Raw genomic sequence first — 17,887 nt, 5'->3', positions numbered from 1 at the left:
CAGCGAACTCATGACAAGAACGGCTAGGCGTCGCAATTGAACCCCCTCTTCTGCAAGGGGCCGAGCGTGCGACAAATCCCCGCATGAGCGGAGGTCCTCAAAAGTCAATTCTCTCGACTTTCGTCAAAGGATGCGACGGCCTCGTCGACTGTGGCATACAGCGCTTGCAGAACATCGGTGTCCGACCCAGCCCTTTGTAGGAAATCTCGCACTTGGCCAATGCCATGCGCGACCACCAAGCGGACGCCGCGCCCTCGCAACTCCTGGGCTAGCTGCGCCAGCATCTCGGTGGCGGTTACGTCTATTGCAGGAGTGGTCGCCAAGTCCAGGACCACTCCGATCGTCTTCTCTGTGATGTGCTGTCGAATAGCCGAGCGCACATTGTCAGCGTTAGCGAAGAACAGGGCAGATTCCACACGCAGCACCGAGATATCGTCACGGACCAGAATTTCGGGATGGCGTGTCGTATCTACCCACATACTCTGCACGCCTCCCGGTTCGATGCTTCTGCCAAGAGCTGCGACCTCCGGGCGGGAGGAGCGAAAGACCAGTAGCAGCACCGAGATTGTGATGCCGATGAACAAGCCCGGCAGAGTGTCAAAGACGAGCACTCCTACTAAAGCTGCCGTGGCAGCAATAAAGTCGGCCCTGGCAGCCCAGCCGTATATCTGGCCGAGTGCTCCCGTCCACACACGGTAGAACCTGGCCAGTGCAGGGAAGTCGACGAGTTCGATCACTGCAGCGATAACAACAGCCGCCAGGGTCGCCTCAGGGAGGGATTCGAATAGGCCTGTGAGAAACAGCAGCGTGATGACCGTGAGGGCAGCGACTGTGAGTCCGGAGAGCTGCGTTCTGGCTCCACTGTTCGCATTGACAGCACTCTTGGACAGGCTCCCGTTGACAACCATCCCCGAGGTCAGGCCCGCCCCGAGATTGGCCGCACCAAGGCCGATGAGTTCGCGATTGGCATCGACGTCGTAGCCGTCGCGCGCGGCATATGTCTTGGCCGGACCAAGACCTTCCACGAAGCCCAGGAGGAGAACCCCCGCAGCCGCAAGCCCCAGTGCGAGGTAGTCCTCGAAGCCCAGGCCATCTGGCAAACCCACGCTCGGCAAACCTGCAGAAATGGGGCCGACAACCTCAACGCCTTTGGCTGGCAGGTCCAGCAGTGTGGTTGCAAGGATGCCGAGCACGACTGCGGCAAGCGATCCAGGAAGCAGCGGCAGCCACCGACGAAAGCCAAGGACCACTGTGAGACTCACCAGCCCGACAGCCAAAGTCGCCGAGTTCGTAGACGGGAGGTTCCCGATGAGTCCAGCGATCTCTTGAAAGAAATTGCCCGACTCTTTGGTGACGCCGAAGAGCTCGGGCAACTGTCCGGCGATGATGGTCAGTGCGAGTCCGACGATGAACCCCTTGAGCACAGGCTCAGAGATGAAGTTGGCCAAGAAACCCAGGCGCGCCAAACCTGCGGCGATACCTAGGATCCCGGTGACGATTGCAAGCGCGGCGGTGATCGCGATGAAGTCCTGACCCGACGGAGCAGCGAAGTCAGCCACGATGCTTGCCGACAGCGCAGCAGTCGCAGACATTGTGGCGACGACAAGGATCCGAGAAGACCCGAATATGGCGTAAAGGATCAGAGCCGGAATGGCCGCGTACAGCCCGACAACGGGTGGCACTCCCGCGATAGTCGCATATGCGAGCGACTCAGGGACGAGGACAGCCCAGACCGAAACACCTGCGACGAGGTCAAGTCGCAGCGTCTTGGGCCGGTAGCTGCGCAGGGAACTCAGGACAGAGGGCATTCGTTTTTGTCAGTCGGTGATGAGCGCATCCGCCCACCAGGACGGAGGCGGATTGGGCGAGTTCATCGGAGGACCGCTGATGTCCGTGGGGCCCACCACGGGCCAAGCGAACGGATCAATAGTTGTCTGTCGTGCCACGATAGATGCCCGGCTGACGGTGAATGCGGTGAGATCCTGAGCAATAGTCACAGGGCCGTCATATTTCGTACGCATCTCACTGAATACAGGACCCACGGTGTCATGGTCAACGGCGAGATGCCACATCACCGACATGCGCGCTCCAGCCTTCGCAAACACCATGCCAGCGGCAGCCGGGCTGGTGTGCACCCCGTTCACCACCTGCTCTGCAAATGCCAATGGGACACCCGCCTTCTGCGCGAAGACCCCCGCCGAGGGAAATGTCTCGTGGATGAGCAGATCCGTGCCGTCGCATGCATCCACGAGAGTATGACTGGGTCTGGTGTCACCTGAGAAGACCACGCTCAGCCCGTTGTAGTCCAGGCGGTAGCCCACTGCTCCATTCAAGATGTGAATGACAGGGAAGGACGAGATTCGGACACCATTGCGCTCGTACACAGTTGACGTAGTGTCGAACGGTACTTCTGCCACCTCCATTTGAGCGCCAGACTGACCTGGATGTCCGTTGAGTGAAGCGGTGTCCCACGCATGTGCCGCAGTCAAGTGATTTGCGTACGCCCGCGTGCCCAGTTCGGGTCGCTCACCACCGGGGCCCCAAACTTCCACCGGGTCCCGGCGCCCAGCCTTTGCCATGCTCCACACCAGCGTCGGCAGGTCTCCTACATGGTCAGCATGCAGATGGGTGAGGAATACCTTGCGCGTTGCTGTCACCGGCAAATGCAGGCCATTGAAGTTCGCCAAGGCGCCCGAACCCAAATCAAAGAAGAAGAAATCGCGTTCTGCATTGCCCACTTCCATCAACACGGATGCAGAAGCCTGAGCCTTATTCGTGAACGGGTCTCCACTGCCCAGAATGGTGACCCGGATCTCGCCATCCCCCACTCGCTCGGCAAGTGGGAGCACCGTTGGCGCATATTCACGGCTCGGGCTACCAACGACGGGAGTCATCGTCAGGGGCATTTCATTGCCCTCGTATGCAAGTTCGGTCATGTCATTGATCTCAGCGTTCATGTCTAAGCCCTCCTCAACACCTGCGGCATCTCTGACCGCGCCAATACTTTTGGCGCGGTCGCTCAAACTGACTCCAATTACCCTGCGAGGGCCTTGGTCTTCAATGCTGCGAACTCGTCCTGAGTGATGGCGCCGGAGTCGAGCAGCGACTTGGCTGAACTGATCTGGTCTGTCGCGGTTGTGCTCGCGCCGGCCACTGATTTGATGTAACTCGCCTGAGCCTGCTGCATTTGTTGGGCCTGTTCGATCTGACGCTCCTGCATGCCCTTGCCGCGAGCGATCAGGTACACCAAGAGACCCAGCCACGGAATGATGATGACGAAGAAGATCCAGAAGGTCTTTGCCCCACCACCGATGTCCTTGCTGCGGAAGATGTCACCGAGAACCCAGAACAGGCACATGAACCAGGCGAAGAACAGGAAGAACTCGAACATCGCCAATAGGAACGAACCATTGTCATTGAACATGGGAATCACTCTCTCTCGATGATTTGGTGCTGGCCGTCAACCGGTCTGAGACCAGTAGGCATTCCGTGCCAGTTCATACGTCGAACGTACGCTCCGCGATGACACCTGCGCCTCAACCGGAAAGGAGGACATTGCGGGACAACGAGGACTGCGCTGAATGGCATTCAGCCGCCAACCATTGGCTGGAGAACCTTGATGACGCTTTTCAGTCGCTTAGCGGGCCCTCGACAAGCCCAAGCGCCCGCGCCTGCACCACTGCTTCAGCGCGCGAGCCGACCCCGAACTTTCGGTAGATCGAAAGAACATGTGTCTTAACTGTCGACTGCGAAACAAATAGTCGGTCACCGATTTGTTGGAGAGTCAGGTGGCTGGGCAGGAATTGCACTATGCGTAATTCAGCCGGCGTGAGCGCGCCCGCCGGACCTCCAAGATCAGCCATCTGCGCGAGTGCCGACTCGACTTGTTCGAGGCTCTCAGCCACTGTCGTTGCGCGTAGTTCGACCGTCATGCGCCTGCGAGCCTCGGAGATCAACACACGTGCTGTGGGAGAGTCACCGAGCAGAATGGCGGTTCGTGCTTGGATGATTCGTCCCGACACAGCGAACCATGGCGCGATCTCTCCTGCAACCTCCGCCAGGCGGCGCGCAGTGGCAAAAGTCATCGACGCCGCCGCCTTCTCGCCTTGTAGAGCCTGGACGTATGCCTGTGCAGCCAAGCACAGTGCTCCTGTTGCCAGACGATCCAGATGATGGCGGCGGATGACTTCGGAGGCTTCGGCGATCACGCGCATGCCGTCATCGTGCTGTCCGTCGGCAATCGCCAACAACCCCAGCCATGACTTGGCATTGGCCTGAACAACAGGGACGCCAAGTGATCGGCCAAGCAATTCGGCCTCGATGAGGCTGGCTCGACCACCTTCAAGATCCCGTTGCAGGGAGAGGGCTACGCCAAGCTGCTGAGCGGCTGAGGCGCGAAAACAATCATCCGGGGGCAGCCCACTCAGAGCCCGCTTACAAAGGTCACGCGTGTCATCCAGTCCGCCCTGCCCCACGAGCGCGTGCAGAACCCCCAGAGTTGCCGCATACGAGTCACTGCTCGCGATCTCCCGCCACGCAGTTCCCGCATGGCGCTCGGCATGCCTTGCCCAGCGTCCCATCGCCGTGCCATCGCCTTGCTGCAGGGAAGCCCAGGCAGCTGCCAGACACAGCCAACGGTCCTCGGAAATCTGCCGTTCCGACAGTCCGCCCAGCCACGAATGCAGAATACCGAGTCGACCGGATGCCAAGCACCCAGCTACTTGCGGCCAGATCATTCGCGAAGCCAAGTTGGTATTTCCTGAAGCTGTTGCGTGCCTAATCGCAGAGTCAATGTCGCCATTTGAGTCGAACCAATGGCACGCGCGTTCATGCAGCCCTGCAATTGAGGCTGGCTCGAGCACGTGCAGATCCGCAAGAAGCTCTTCACTGAGCAACTGGTGGCAGCGGAACTGCTCACGGTCGGGGCCGATCGCAATGACAAGTTGCACACGAGTGTGGATTTCGGCCAGAACTTCAGCCGAGTCGCTTCGCTCAAGGACCGCGTCGCACAAGGAGCCGTTGAGTTCCTCGAGCACAGACGTGCGGACCAGGAAGCGTTGCTGGTCCTCGCTGAGCGAGCGCAGCACCTGCGTGCGCAGATAATCAGCAACGAAGCGGTCCGAGCCCTTGGCGATACGCACCTTGTTTGAGCCCTTGGCGGCGTCATCGCGAAGGCTCAAGGCAGTCAAGTACACGCCAACCGCCCAGCCCTCGGTGTGCTCGACGATGGCCGCCACTTCAGACTTGTCCAGGTGCACCCCCATGCACTCCAAGAGCAAGTTCGCTTCATCGAAGTCGAAGTCCATCTGGTAAGCCGAGATCTCCAACAGTTCGCCAGTCGAGCGAATACGGGCCATCCAGTCCGGAGTCATAGTTCGGGTAAGCAGCACGATCGTCGAATCGTGCGGGATTGCCTCGCACACGGCCTGCAGTACGTGATGGGCGTCGCTCGATTCCAGAAGATGGACATCTTCCACGACAAGGACAAATGGCTCGGATCGTGTCTGGACCACTCGTGACAGCGCAGGCAGGAGGATGGTGGAGAAAGCTGGTTCAAGGTTGGTAGCACACGCTCTGGCCTCGGGCGCCTGGGGACCGAAGCTCTCAAGGACTTCGATGATCTGAAGGCTGAGCAGGGCGGGGTCGTCCATATATCTGCCAAGTCGCAGAACTGCGTGCGCTCGAGTGCCACGAGAGATCCACTGGCGGGCAAGGATTGACTTACCCGAGCCGGCGGGCGCACTGATCACGACAACACGGTTCGTGCTGTCGTCGAGAATTCGCAGAGTCCGTCGTCGTTCGACTTCACCCACGATCGCATTGCTCCGCACGGTCAACTCAGACGGCACGAAGCAAGTGTATGAACACACGCCTCCCTTCATGCGGCATTGGAACCATTCGAGTAGTGCCGAGAAATATCCACCCAACAGGTGGATTCGCGATGGTCGCAGTGGCGATCACGATGAGACGCACCCACGACAGGAAGCAGGTCAGCCATGACTGAAGCACTCGAGATCAATGTCGACGAACTCGGTCCAGTCGATTACCTCATCATTGAATTCCCCGCTGACGCACAGAACTTCACAGGCGAGATGGCCGAAGAGTTGGTGCGGCTTTCCAATACGGGCATCATCCGTGTCCTTGATGTCATCCTGATCCAGAAGAACGATGACGGCACACTCGACGCCCTCGAACTCGATGAGACCTCCAATCTCGACGAAATTCGATCACTGGAAGCCGACTTTGCTGAGATTCTCGCGGCCGATGACGTCATCTACCTAGCCGCCGCAATGGACCCCGGCACGATTGCAGCTGTGCTGGTGTGGGAAAACGCTTGGGCGGCACCATTTGCCAGTGCTGCGCGTCGCGCAGGCGGCCAATTGGTCGCCACAGGGCGCATCCCCATCCAAGCAATCGCGGCATCAATGGAAGCCGAGATTGCCCTCGAGGAAGGAAACTGACATGCCACTACGACCTGCACGCGCAGCGCGACGAGGTGTCATCGGCGCCCCAGTCGCTCGGACCGCAGCAACAGTCGCAACAGTCGCCGTCGTCGCCAAGGGCGTCGACAGGCGAGGCGATCGGCGTGACGATCGCCGGGATAGACGCTGACCAAGGTCAGTTGCGATTGAACACGCAACACGAGGACTGCTGATATGAGCGACGACGCATCATCCAATGCGTCCCGTCAATCTGTTCACGATGCCTACGGACATCGATCACCTTTCGCCTCGTCTTCCAAGCCGCCACTACTGCAGCGCTTCTTTCCTCTTACGAGTTCCCTGAAGGGTTACTCCACAGGGCGCCTGCGGATCGATGCAACAGCAGGACTTACGGTCGCGGCGCTTGCCTTGCCCGCGGGCATGGCCTATGCCGAGCTCGCGGGTCTTCCGGTTACCGCAGGGCTCTACGCCCTGCTGTTGCCCGTTCTCATCTACGCCGGACTCGGCGCTACGCGCCGTGGAGTGATCGGCCCGGAGGGAGCAGTTGCCCTGCTCGTGGCAACTGCGCTTGCGCCGCTGGCAATCGCCGGGTCTGCGGAGTACACGACACTTGCAGCCGCCCTCGCTATTGCGGTGGGCTGCATCTTCATACTCGCCCGCCTACTGCATCTTGGCTGGCTGGCTGACTACTTCTCTCAGTCAGTGCTCGTCGGATACATCTCCGGAGTCGCCATCCTTATGGCGCTGGGCCAACTTTCCAAGCTGACCGGCGTCTCAAGTGATGCAGAGGGCGACATCAGGGTGGCGCTGGACATCCTTGCCCACTTGAACGATGCCAATGTGTGGACTGTTGCAGTTGCACTGATGAGTTTGGCTGTTCTTGTTCTCCTTCAAAGGTTTGCCCCTCGGATGCCTGGCGCCCTCATCGTCGTGATCTTAGGAATGTTCTTCTCTTGGGCCCTTGACCTCGCATCGCACGGAGTGGCACTCACTGGCCCCATCCCTGCCGGGCTGCCCGAACTCGAGCGCCCCAACATCGATGGGACCGAACTGACTTCGCTGATCGTTCCGGCGATCGCAATCTTCTTGGTCAGTTTCGCCGATGCCATTCTCACCGCCAGATCATTTGCCGCCAAGCATCGTGAGACTGTCGATGCCGACCAAGAACTGCTCGCCTTCGGGGCGGCGAGCGTGGCTTCCGGGTTTAGCCAAGGAATGCCTATTGGGGCGAGCGGCTCGCGCACGGCTGTCAATGATTCGATGCGCGCAACCAGTCAGGTGAGCGGGGTGGTTGGGTTCACGGCGATTGCTTTGATCTTGCTGTTTCTCACCGCGCCGATTCAGTACTTGCCTTCTGCAGTCCTGGGAGCCGTAATCCTGTTCGCCTCGCTTCGGCTGATCGACGTTGAGCAATGGCGTTCTTTGGCTCGAAGCAGCCGCTCGGAAGTGGCAATCGCCGCGATCACCGCTCTGTTCGTCATCACTATCGGCGTGCTGGCTGCCATCGCCGTCGCCGTGGTGTTGTCCATCGTCGATGTCATCAGACGAGTTGCTGCTCCTGATGATGCGGTGCTTGGCTGGTCTGAGAGTGAAGGTCGATACTCGGACGTGCGATCGCATCCGCAGGCTGTTGTGGCACCTGGCGTGGTTGTCTACCGGCTCATCGGACGATTGTTCTTCGCCAATGCGCATTTCTTCAAGCGACGAGTCTGGTCAGCTGTAGACGGTGCACCCAAACCAGTGGCCCATATCGTTCTCGATGCGAGCGCCATCTCCGGCTTGGATGCAAGTGCAGTGGACGCTGTTGCAGAAGTTCACGCTGGCTGTTTGGCACGCAATATCACTCTTGAGATTGCGCAGGCGCCGAGTGAGCTCCGCAATCGATTCGACGAAACAGGTCTGACAGACATCATCGGAGCAGAGCACTTCCACCCGACTGTGCTGGCGGCGGTCGCATCAACGCAAAGCGGTCCTACACCCTGAAGAGGCACGGCACCAAAAGGGAGGGAAGCCAATGAACAACACTGCACTGCCTAGTGCAATTCGGCAACCAGCGGCAGCGGCCATGGCGGGGCTGATCTTCGGGTTCACCCTTGGGTGGATGCTGTTGCTGGTCCACAGCGTCGCTCCCACCGATGCAACGCTGTGGACAGACTGGGCCGACGACGCAAGTCGGCGCGAGGCGATCAACCTCGCGGTTAACCTCATTCCGTTCGCTGGAATCGCCTTCTTGTGGTTCATCGCGGTAGTGCGAGCCCGAGTGGGTTCGAGCACAGATCGATTCTTCGAGACGGTCTTCCTGGGATCCGGATTGCTGTTCATCGCCGCTCTGTTCGTAACAGCGGCAGCTTTGAAGGCCATCTTGCTGCTTACAGACGCAGGTATTGAGCTTTCATCAGACACGTTGGGATTTGCGTGGGCATTTGGCTCAGCCATGCTCGGAACCTTCGGAGCACGCATGGCTGCGATATTCACCTTGACTGTTGCCACAACCGGTATGCGCAGCAAGACCATCCCCCGCTGGCTAGCAATCGCCGGTTACGCCATTGGGATCCTGCTTCTCCTGACACCGCCGCTACCAAGCCTTGTGCAATTCCTGTTCCCGGCTTGGGTAGTAGCTCTCAGCGTCCTCATTCTCGTTCGTAGTCGACGTCGATGAAGAACGTGAACCGTTACGAGTGCACGCCGCTTCGCCTGCAGGCGCACTCATAGTCTCAGCTGATCGGGTTGATGTGCTGCTGTGAGCAGCGCCATAACTTTGGTCGTTGAACAGACAAGGGAGTTGAAATGATCTGGGCAATCCTGATCTTCATTGGCATTCCGCTGTGGCTCATCGCCATGATCCTGATCTTCCTTGTCCGGACACGATCCAAAGTAGGCAGCATCCCTGGTTCGCTCCGCTGCAAGGTGCGTACATCGACGAACAAGATCCCAGGGCTCAACACTGAATTCGCACGTTATACGTCAACTGCCCACTGGGTACATGACGTCCTGATTGTCCATGGCGGCACTTTTCTCATTCGTACTCTGCCATTGGGAATGGCGGGGGGCACCTCGAAACCTATGCCAGCCACCGAGAACTCCAGGACCAAGAAATTTGCGAGCCCCGTCAGTCTTCGATTCACTCACGACTCTGGCATCGAAATTGAGTTTGTATGTGCGGCCTCGGATGCTGCTGGACTCCTTGGTCCCTTCGCGGACTAGTCCCTCTCACCATCGCGATTGAACGCCTCTGCTAGAGCAGCTTCCGCGACACCGAGCCACGGCCAGACCCGCTGAGTTGCACAGAGGAAGGGCGATGGCAAGCGCGAGGGCCTTGGTCTTCAATGCAGCGAACTCATCCTCAGTGATGGCGCCAGAGTCAAGCAGCGACTTGGCTGAACTGATCTGATCAGTCGCGGTCGTACTCGCGCCGGCGACTGACTTGATGTAACTCGCCTGAGCTGCCTGCATTTGTTGGGCCAGTTCGATCTGACGCTCCTGCATGCCCTTGCCGCGAGCGATCAGATACACCAGGAGACCCAGCCACGGAATGATGATTACGAAGAAGATCCAGAAGGTCTTCGCCCCACCACCGATGTCCCTGCTGCGGAAGATGTCACCGAGCAGGTGCTCGCCGATCTGCTTAGTGTCAGATGACTGGCGAAGAACCGCAGAAGGCGCAATGGCATTCAGGTTGATATCGGCGGAACCCTGAAATGAATGTTGCCTACAAAGACCATGTTTGTCGCTCATGAGCACTCCGTAGTTTCAGGAGCACCGAAATGTAAAGCATCTACGTCAGTTACACATGGAGCCGCCTCGGGGATTTGAACCCCGGACCTACGCATTACGAGCGCCATGGCCGAACGGCTTTCCTCACAAAAGTTGTTCCACCGCAAGCCATTTCCCTCATAGAGCTCCGCGGCAGTTCACGCAGCGCCGGGTTATTAGCGGGTTATTAGCAAAGGTCTTCGATCAGCGATTGGAACTGCTGCGAGCACCATCATCACCGATTTCGCGCCACGCCTGCAAGACCGTGCTCCTGGCATCCGCAGCACTGATGTTCAGTCGAGTCTGGTGTGCCAGGTCGCGCTGCCATATCTCTTCGGATGGTGCCGGTGGCAGTGAAGATTCAGTCGGTCGTGATGTGAAGATCCCAAGACGTCCGAAGAGGTCTGTGGCCTCGGATGTGTACGCACCGACGTCAGCAAGGGCGGCAAGGTCCCAGAGGTCGCGCGACGCGCGACGGTCGATGTATGTCGTGGTTTTCCAAGCGACGAAGGCGGGAAGCGTCGGCACTTGAAAAACGGCAGGACCAGTATCTGAGTAGCGCTGTTCAAGCTCAACGGATTCGAATGGCCACGACGGGTAGTGGTCTTCGGGCAGCAATTGAATCTGGACCGTCGACCCGCTGGGGAATGACGCAGTGACTGGCTGCTCAGGCCGCACGTCGGCTAGGGAACGAGTGAATGTCGGGCGTCCGAACTCCCGTGCCAGGCGACGCGTCAGGGTGTTTGTGATGAGTTCGGCAATCTCGGGTCTCGGGCCTATCGCGATGAGGTCGATGTCCTCGCTGAGCCTTCCGCTGGTGAGAAAGCTGCGTGACAGGGCCGTCCCGCCGAAGAATCGGATCCGATCGGGCATCTCTTGAGAGAGGGCCGCCAGCGCGTGCGAGATGAGGTGGTCGCGTCGGACTTGGTCGTCGTCGACTCCGAAGAGTTCTTTGACTCGCCGCCTGTCGTCGTCAGTGAGCATCCGCCACCAGCCTGTTTGCACGTGCGAGGGCAGCACGACCACGCACACGAGTGGCGACTTCATCCAGTCGGTCTGGGTTAGCAAGCGCCATGAGGTTGCGCACCGCCTCAACCCGAGGCTCTGATTCGTCACTGAAGGCTCGCACGCTGAGATCGAGGATCGTTTGCTCAATGCTCGTCACAAGCCCGGGGCCGAGTTCGGTGGTCAGGTACTCAAGTTCAAGCCTTTCGGGATCACGCTTGCGGAACTCGACTTTGCCCTGCCGGACGGTCAGGGCGATTGCACGGTGCTGGTTCGGTCCAAGGGCGAAGCCGGTAGCCAGTGCTCGCGGCAGTGCACCATGCACGCGCGCGGCCGACAGACCCCAGAGTGCGCCATGGCCCGGCCCGTAGATTGCCGTGGCCAGCCCGGCGGTGAGTGTTTCAAGGGATGGCAGCCAGTCCCCCTTGCGTTTGTCAACAGGAATCGCTGCGTAGTAGCCCCGAGCAATCTTGATAATCGCGCCGGACTTGGCCAGCCTGCTCAATTCGGCTCCCGGCTGCGCGTACACCGTTGCAGCACTTCGCCCCGTTAGCATGAGCGTCGGCTGAATGAGCGCTTTCGCGGGCACTGCAGCCTCATGAGTGACGAGGTTCATGGATCAATAGTATGCAGATTCTTGGCTATTAGCCAATAACTCGCATACTATTGGGCCTTCAGGCGTGAGGAAGGCCTTTCATTAGCCCAGCCGTGGATTCGCATAGCAATCGACTGGGACACATCCGTAATGCCTGCGAAGCAGAGAACCGCCGCAAATGCCGCCCATGACTCACGCTCAGCGAAGGGCGTTAGAAGCGCAGGGTTATTAGCGGGTTATTAGGGACACCGAGTGTCCGTTTTGTCATGGAGCCGCCTCGGGGATTTGAACCCCGGACCTACGCATTACGAGTGCGTTGCTCTACCCCTGAGCTAAGGCGGCCTTGCACTTGGGGAGGCCTCGCGGCAGCCCCCCAAGGGCCCGCCGATCCTAGCCCAGTGCCTCGAGTTGCTTTCGCGGTCGGCTGCTAACTTCAGCTTGCTCGCTCAGTGCTCTTCTTCCACGTTGGGATTCAGTGATGTTGGTGGTGTTCGCGTGGTGACCCGTGTCCCGCAGGCCACCTACTTCACGGTGGGTTTGCTCATGCTCACTGCATCAACGGGCATCATCGATGCGGCCTCCTACATCGCGCTCGATCGCGTCTTCACCGGCAACATGACTGGCAATGTGCTGTTCATCGGCTTCGGCTTGATCGGTGTTGACGGTATTCCGTTCGTGAACAACTCCTTCGCCTTGGCCGGGTTCATCGTCGGCGCAGTGCTGGGCGCCAGGACGAACAAGCGTTCAGTGCGACTCGGCTTCGAGCTGTCGGGGGGTCTGGTGCTGGTGGTGTCGAGCCTCATTACATTGGCCATCGCGATCTACTGGCACGCAACCCCTGGTCTAGCTGGAGCCGAGCAGATCGCATTGACGACAGTGCTCGCCGGGTTGATGGGAGCGCAGGTTGCATCGGTACGGCCGATCGGCAATTCCGACATCACCACTGTTGTGGTGACGAGCACGATCACGAACCTTGCTCGCGATAGTCGACTTGCGGGTCACGGTCAGCCTCGACATATCTGGATGCGCCGCTTGGCCGCTATCGCGTCAATAGGAATTGGCGGAGCACTCGGCGCGCTGATGGTGATGCACTGGGGCGGTCCGTCGTGCCTCGTGCTTGCTGCAGTGACCAGCGCTATTGCGACCACGCTCTTGATTCTCGGCTCCCGTATTCACGGAACCTCAAACCTGCTGTAGTCCTGAGCGCGTGATGGTGGTGGAGCTCTTCGGCTACAGCACCATCACAGCGTCAGCGTCATGCTCAGTCATGTCGTCCTTGGTCATGTTGACCAGGAACACCCAGATGAGACCGGCGAAGGCAAGAATGCCCACGCTCCACCAGAAGGCAGTTCCGAAGCCTGTGACGAGCGATTTCACAAAGAAGTCCGGATCAGTCTGCGAGGTTGCGGCATTGGCCACGACGTACGCAGTGGTGGCTGAGGCCGCGATCGTGTTCAAGAAGGCAAGCCCCACCGAGCCACCGATCTGCTGGCTGGTGTTGAGCACAGCTGAAGCCACACCGGCGTCATGGTTGCCAACGCCAAACAGTGCAACGGCTGAGAGTGGCACGAAGATCAAGCCCATACCTAGACTCATCACAATCATGCCGGGCAGGATGTCGGGCCAGTATGTGGCGTCGTAGGCCATCTGTGTGAACAGGACCATGCCGATGACACCCAGCACAAATCCAGCAAAAGTCACCCAACGAGGCCCGTACCTCGGGAGCAACTGACTGGCGATGCCTGCACTGATGACAACACCCACCGAGAACGGCAGGAACAGCAGACCGCTCTTGAGAGCGGAGTAGCCGAGAACTGCCTGGAAGAAGTAGGACAGGAACAGGAACATTGCGAACATGCCGATGCCGACGAAGAACGAGGCGAGATAGGCACCACCGCGGTTACGGTTCAAGAGGATCGAAAGTGGGAGCAGAGGATGGCTCGTCCTTGCTTCAATAACGATGAAGACCATGAGGATGAGCAAGCCGCCGATCAAGAAAGTCAGCGTGCTCGTGCCGGTCCACCCATCGGTGGTGGCTTTCGAGATGCCGTAGACGACAGACACCATGCCAAGAGTTCCAGTGATCGCACCCGGAATGTCGTACTTGGTATTGCCAGTCGCCTTCGACTCGTGCACATAGGCAATGGCGAGGAACACTGCGCCAATTGCAATCGGGACGTTCACCAACAGAGTCCAGTGCCAAGAGGTGTACTCGACGAGAATGCCACCCATGATCAGTCCGATTGCGGCACCTGCGCCGGAGAGTGCGCCATACACGCCGAAGGCTTTTGCGCGCTCCTTGCTGTCGGTGAATGTCACCGTAATGAGAGACAGCGCTGCCGGAGCCAAGAGTGCCGCCATTGCGCCTTGAAGTCCGCGGGCGAAGATCAGCATGCCTTCGGTTTGCGCAACGCCACCGAGTGCTGATGCTGCTGCGAAGCCGATCAGACCGACGATGAGCATGCGCTTGCGACCGGCGTAGTCAGCGATACGACCACCGAGCAGCAGCAGACCACCGAAGGCAAGGGTGTAGGCCGTGACAATCCACTGACGGTTGGCATCAGAGATGCCAAGGTCTTCTTGCATGGCAGGCAGCGCGATGTTCACGATCGAAGCGTCAAGCACCACCATCAACTGCGAGATCGCGATGACGACCAGCGCTTTCCAGCGCATTGGATCCGGGGCAGGAACAACTAAGGGCTGTGACACGAGAACTCCAAGGGCAGCAGAGTCTTACTTGAGTACCGCCGCACGCTACCAGCCCTAAGTGACAGTTCTTAGACGCTGCATACCTCGTTCGCCGAGGGCATAGTCCCCTGAAGCAGGTAGAAATCAACGACTTCGTCGATGCACGAAGATCCCTGCTGATAGGCAGTGTGGTTGTAGGCATCCCACGTGATCAGCCTCGAATTACGAACTTGATTCGACAGTTTCTCACCCCACATCCCGGGAGTGGCCGGGTCATGTGTGGTGCTCACGATGAGGATTGGAGCGGTTCCTTCAATATTCACGTTCTTGGCTGGCCCTGTTTCCTTTGCGGGCCAATTCGCGCACGGGAACAATCCCCAAGCCAATCCGGCACCGAATGTCGGCGAGATTTGCTTCCAACGTTTCGCCAACTCACTGACATCACTCGCTGTGGCTGAGTATTGGCGGTCAAGACAGGTCACCGCGTAGAAAGCATCTGCTGCATTGTCGATGTATCTGCCGTCGATTTGGCGGCCACTGCGCTCATCCAGCAAAGCCAAGAGGGGCTCACCGTTCTTGTCGCTTACCGCAGCCTTGAGAGCTTCACGCAATCGTGGATAGTCACGTGATGGGAAATACAGATACGAGAGCACCGCGCTGGTCGCCAAAGAACCATTGAGCATGCGATCTCGAACAGGAAGCGGATTGCTTTCAAGGCTCACCAGAAAACTGCGAATATTCTCAGCGACCTGCTCGGCAGTGCCCTCGTAAGGGCAGTTGTCCTTGCTTGCGCAGTCCTTGGCAAAGTGCTTGAACGAGTCTTCGAATCCCACCGCCTGGCTCCTGGTGATCTCTTCCAACCCGAGATCAGTAGGCAACACCCCGTCGAGCACCATGCGGCCCACGCGTTGTGGGAAGAGTTCTGCGTAGTCAATTCCTATGGAGGTGCCATAGGACTTGCCGAGGTAGTTGAAGCGAGGGTCGCCTACGAGGTGCCGCACGATGTCGAAATCTCTCGCGACGCTCATGGTGTCGACAAACCTGAACACTGGGTTCGCATTGGCCTTGCACCCTTGCGCTGGGAGTGTGCCAGTCGCAATCAGCGTCGCCTGGTCACGCGCATTCTCTGCTGTGAAATCGACTGCCGCCACTTCATCGCGTTCGGCATCAGTCAGACACACAACGGGTTCGCTCTTGGAGACACCACGGGGATCAACGCCAATGACGTCGAAATGCTTCGTGATGGCTTGGGACAAACTCAAGTTCGCCGACTTGGCATAGTCGAAGCCGCTGCCGCCTGGTCCACCAGGGTTCACAAACAGCGCCCCAAGCGATTCGCCTGTAGCCGGCACCTTGGTGAGAGCTAGGGAGATAGTGGCGCCATCTGGTGCTGAGTAGTCGAGGGGCACCTTGACTGTTGTGCACTGCGGTCCCCCACAGTCCACCCATTGCAGATCTTGGTCGTAGTACTGCTGTAGTTCGACTGGAATGGTCGCCGTGCTCGATGGTGTTGGGATCGGCACAGCGGTGTTTGTGTTGCTGCATGCAACAAGCAAGGTGCACGCAAGAGCCGCAGCGAGTAATCCCGCTGATCTACGAGGCGACACGGAGCCAGGGATCCTTCAGCTCAACCATCAACGCCTCAAGTGCAATCAGCGGTGTGACGTTGGCATCGATCTGCTTGCGCGTGTAGTTCACTGCAAGGAGTCGCCGTCCAGTGTCCTGCTGTTGGCCTTGCGCAGCGAGTTGCGAGAGAACGGGCCGCATTTCTTCATTGATCAGCGCGAGGTCGGCATTGGTCTGTAGCAACAGCACGTCGCGGTAGAGCCCGAGCAAATCAACCAAGGCGCGATCCACCTGATCGCGAATCGTCCGGGTCCGTCGGCGCTTCTGCTGCGCTTCGAGCTGCCTCACTGCACTGTCAAGCGACCTCTTCAGCTGACCTTTCAGGCGCATGTCTGAGTCGGCGCCGAATGCCTTGCGAAGTTGCACCTGCTCGTGTTCATCGAGCGGATCGGTGATGGACTTGGCATCCAGGTTGGCAGCCTCGAGCAGATTTGCGGCGTGCGTGAAGCAGGCGGGCAGGTCGTGCAACTGCATCGGAATGCGCAGCACTTCGTGTCTGCGCAATCTGGCGTGCTCATCTGTGGCCAGAGCTCGCGCGCGGCCGATGTGGCCCTGAGATGCCCTCGCGGCAAAGGAAGCAACAGCGGCGTCGACGCCGTAGCGATCAATCAGCGCCTCCATCACGACCTTGGTCGCAGGAGTACGCAGCACAACGTGACGGGTGCGGGAAAGAATTGTTGGCAAGACATCTTCAGCACTAGGAGCGCAGAGAATCCACACAGTGTGCGGCGGCGGTTCTTCGATTGCTTTGAGCAGCACGTTGACCGCTTGGTCGGTCAGTCGATCTGCATCTTCGACAACCACGACATGCCATTGACTCATTGTCGGTGACATTGCTGCCTGCTTTATGAGGTCGCGCGCCTCATCAACTCCGTAGCTGAGTCCTTGCGGACGAACAATGTCGACGTCGGGATGACCATCTGTCGGGGCATTGCGGCATGCCTGGCATTCGCCGCAGCCACCCTCGTTGCAGACGAGCGCTGCCGCGAAACACGTGGCCGCATTTGATCGCCCGGAGCCGGGTGGACCGGTGAACAGCCAGGCATGCGTCATCGCCGGCCCTGGCTCACCACGCGTCATCAGCTCAGCGTCGTGCACTGCACGCTCGAGTTTGGCGACAACGTCGTCCTGGCCAATGAGCACCTGCCAAATTGGCGCGGTCATGCGGGCTTTCCTGCGATGAACTCATCGACTGCAAGACGAATGCGCTGAGCCACTTCTTGAATCGTGCCTACTGCACTGACTACGCGGTACCGCTGCGGATCGTGGATGGCCAACTCAACAAAGGCTCGTCGCACGCGGTCGTGATACTCCTGCGGTTCAAGTTCGAGACGATCGCGCTCCCCGACACGTGCCATTCCCTCAGCGGCATCGAGATCAAGCACGAGGGTGAGGTCCGGCAGGAGATCAGTGGTGGCCCACAGGCTCAGTTCTCGAATGCGATCACTGCCCAGAGAACGACCGACGCCTTGATAGGCAACCGAGGAATCGATGTAGCGATCGCACACGACAATCTCGCCACGTTGCAAAGCCGGGCGGATCACTTGGGCCACATGCTCCGCGCGAGCTGCTGCGAACAACAAGGCTTCAGTGCGGTCATCGAGCCCGGAAAATTCGGGATTCAGCACTAGTGATCGGATGGCCTCTGCTGCAGGGGTGCCACCTGGCTCGCGCGTCTGCACAACTGTGCGCCCACGACTGGACAGATGGTCAACCAGCAGCCGGGTCTGGGTCGATTTTCCGGAACCATCGGGCCCCTCAAGGACGATGAACATGA

Annotated in this window: 17 protein-coding genes and 1 tRNA gene; 6 read left to right on the top strand and 12 right to left on the bottom strand. The window is 59.0% G+C overall.

The features are described 5' to 3' along the window. Window positions 1-104 precede the first annotated feature (104 nt). The 4 genes from Q8M73_03435 to Q8M73_03420 all read right to left on the bottom strand — a co-directional run bounded on the left by Q8M73_03435 (window position 105) and on the right by Q8M73_03420 (window position 5,849). Complete coding sequence (locus tag Q8M73_03435) at window positions 105-1,808, bottom strand: SulP family inorganic anion transporter (GenBank protein MDP2287599.1); 1,704 nt, start codon at window positions 1,806-1,808, stop codon at window positions 105-107. A 9-nt stretch (window positions 1,809-1,817) separates the two neighbouring features. Further along, window positions 1,818-2,957: a guanitoxin biosynthesis MBL fold metallo-hydrolase GntH gene (gene gntH / locus Q8M73_03430; GenBank protein ID MDP2287598.1), complete on the bottom strand. Its 1,140-nt coding sequence runs from the start codon at window positions 2,955-2,957 to the stop codon at window positions 1,818-1,820. A gap of 77 nt (window positions 2,958-3,034) precedes the next feature. Next, on the bottom strand, window positions 3,035-3,424 hold the full coding sequence (locus tag Q8M73_03425) for an SHOCT domain-containing protein (GenBank protein ID MDP2287597.1): 390 nt from the start codon (window positions 3,422-3,424) through the stop codon (window positions 3,035-3,037). A 205-nt stretch (window positions 3,425-3,629) separates the two neighbouring features. Continuing rightward, entirely contained in the window at window positions 3,630-5,849 is a 2,220-nt protein-coding gene (locus Q8M73_03420) for a LuxR C-terminal-related transcriptional regulator (protein ID MDP2287596.1), read from the bottom strand. A 147-nt stretch (window positions 5,850-5,996) separates the two neighbouring features. On the opposite strand from Q8M73_03420, the gene Q8M73_03415 reads away from it, so the two are divergent. The 5 genes from Q8M73_03415 to Q8M73_03395 all read left to right on the top strand — a co-directional run bounded on the left by Q8M73_03415 (window position 5,997) and on the right by Q8M73_03395 (window position 9,647). Beyond that, window positions 5,997-6,461, top strand: a complete 465-nt coding sequence (locus Q8M73_03415) for a DUF6325 family protein (GenBank protein ID MDP2287595.1) — start codon at window positions 5,997-5,999, stop codon at window positions 6,459-6,461. 1 nt (window position 6,462) lies between these two features. Continuing rightward, on the top strand, window positions 6,463-6,612 hold the full coding sequence (locus Q8M73_03410) for a hypothetical protein (protein ID MDP2287594.1): 150 nt from the start codon (window positions 6,463-6,465) through the stop codon (window positions 6,610-6,612). Between the two features lie 44 nt (window positions 6,613-6,656). Next, a complete protein-coding gene (locus Q8M73_03405) occupies window positions 6,657-8,426 on the top strand; it encodes a SulP family inorganic anion transporter (protein MDP2287593.1) in 1,770 nt (589 codons plus the stop codon). Window positions 8,427-8,457: 31 nt separating this feature from the next. Next, entirely contained in the window at window positions 8,458-9,102 is a 645-nt protein-coding gene (locus Q8M73_03400; protein MDP2287592.1) for a hypothetical protein, read from the top strand. 128 nt (window positions 9,103-9,230) lie between these two features. Beyond that, on the top strand, window positions 9,231-9,647 hold the full coding sequence (locus Q8M73_03395) for a hypothetical protein (protein ID MDP2287591.1): 417 nt from the start codon (window positions 9,231-9,233) through the stop codon (window positions 9,645-9,647). A gap of 6 nt (window positions 9,648-9,653) precedes the next feature. Here the strand turns inward: Q8M73_03395 and Q8M73_03390 are convergent, their stop codons facing one another. The 4 genes from Q8M73_03390 to Q8M73_03375 all read right to left on the bottom strand — a co-directional run bounded on the left by Q8M73_03390 (window position 9,654) and on the right by Q8M73_03375 (window position 12,138). Next, the gene (locus Q8M73_03390) at window positions 9,654-10,178 is read right to left on the bottom strand and encodes an SHOCT domain-containing protein (protein MDP2287590.1); all 525 of its coding nucleotides are present in this window, start codon (window positions 10,176-10,178) and stop codon (window positions 9,654-9,656) included. Window positions 10,179-10,400: 222 nt separating this feature from the next. Continuing rightward, window positions 10,401-11,243, bottom strand: a complete 843-nt coding sequence (locus Q8M73_03385; protein MDP2287589.1) for a nucleotidyl transferase AbiEii/AbiGii toxin family protein — start codon at window positions 11,241-11,243, stop codon at window positions 10,401-10,403. Then, entirely contained in the window at window positions 11,170-11,817 is a 648-nt protein-coding gene (locus Q8M73_03380) for a hypothetical protein (GenBank protein MDP2287588.1), read from the bottom strand. Before Q8M73_03380 ends, Q8M73_03385 begins: the two co-directional genes overlap by 74 nt. 246 nt (window positions 11,818-12,063) lie before the next feature. Beyond that, window positions 12,064-12,138, bottom strand: a tRNA-Thr gene (locus tag Q8M73_03375). 153 nt (window positions 12,139-12,291) lie between these two features. Here Q8M73_03375 and Q8M73_03370 point away from each other — a divergent pair. Continuing rightward, window positions 12,292-12,993 (top strand): YoaK family protein, encoded by a 702-nt coding sequence (locus Q8M73_03370; protein ID MDP2287587.1) that lies wholly within the window; start codon window positions 12,292-12,294, stop codon window positions 12,991-12,993. A 33-nt stretch (window positions 12,994-13,026) separates the two neighbouring features. Here Q8M73_03370 and Q8M73_03365 read toward each other — a convergent pair whose 3' ends face one another. The 4 genes from Q8M73_03365 to tmk all read right to left on the bottom strand — a co-directional run bounded on the left by Q8M73_03365 (window position 13,027) and on the right by tmk (window position 17,885). Next, window positions 13,027-14,469, bottom strand: a complete 1,443-nt coding sequence (locus tag Q8M73_03365; protein ID MDP2287586.1) for an MFS transporter — start codon at window positions 14,467-14,469, stop codon at window positions 13,027-13,029. Window positions 14,470-14,573: 104 nt separating this feature from the next. Then, complete coding sequence (locus Q8M73_03360) at window positions 14,574-16,091, bottom strand: alpha/beta hydrolase (GenBank protein ID MDP2287585.1); 1,518 nt, start codon at window positions 16,089-16,091, stop codon at window positions 14,574-14,576. After that, on the bottom strand, window positions 16,078-17,274 hold the full coding sequence (locus Q8M73_03355) for a DNA polymerase III subunit delta' (protein MDP2287584.1): 1,197 nt from the start codon (window positions 17,272-17,274) through the stop codon (window positions 16,078-16,080). Before Q8M73_03355 ends, Q8M73_03360 begins: the two co-directional genes overlap by 14 nt. Continuing rightward, window positions 17,271-17,885 (bottom strand): dTMP kinase, encoded by a 615-nt coding sequence (tmk, locus tag Q8M73_03350; protein ID MDP2287583.1) that lies wholly within the window; start codon window positions 17,883-17,885, stop codon window positions 17,271-17,273. The genes Q8M73_03355 and tmk overlap by 4 nt, the downstream gene beginning before the upstream one ends. Window positions 17,886-17,887: the final 2 nt, after the last annotated feature.

The organism is Actinomycetota bacterium, assembly GCA_030684515.1.
In the GTDB taxonomy this organism is placed as follows: Bacteria; Actinomycetota; Actinomycetes; order S36-B12; family S36-B12; genus UBA11398.
This window is presented reverse-complemented; position numbering and strand designations above follow the sequence as displayed.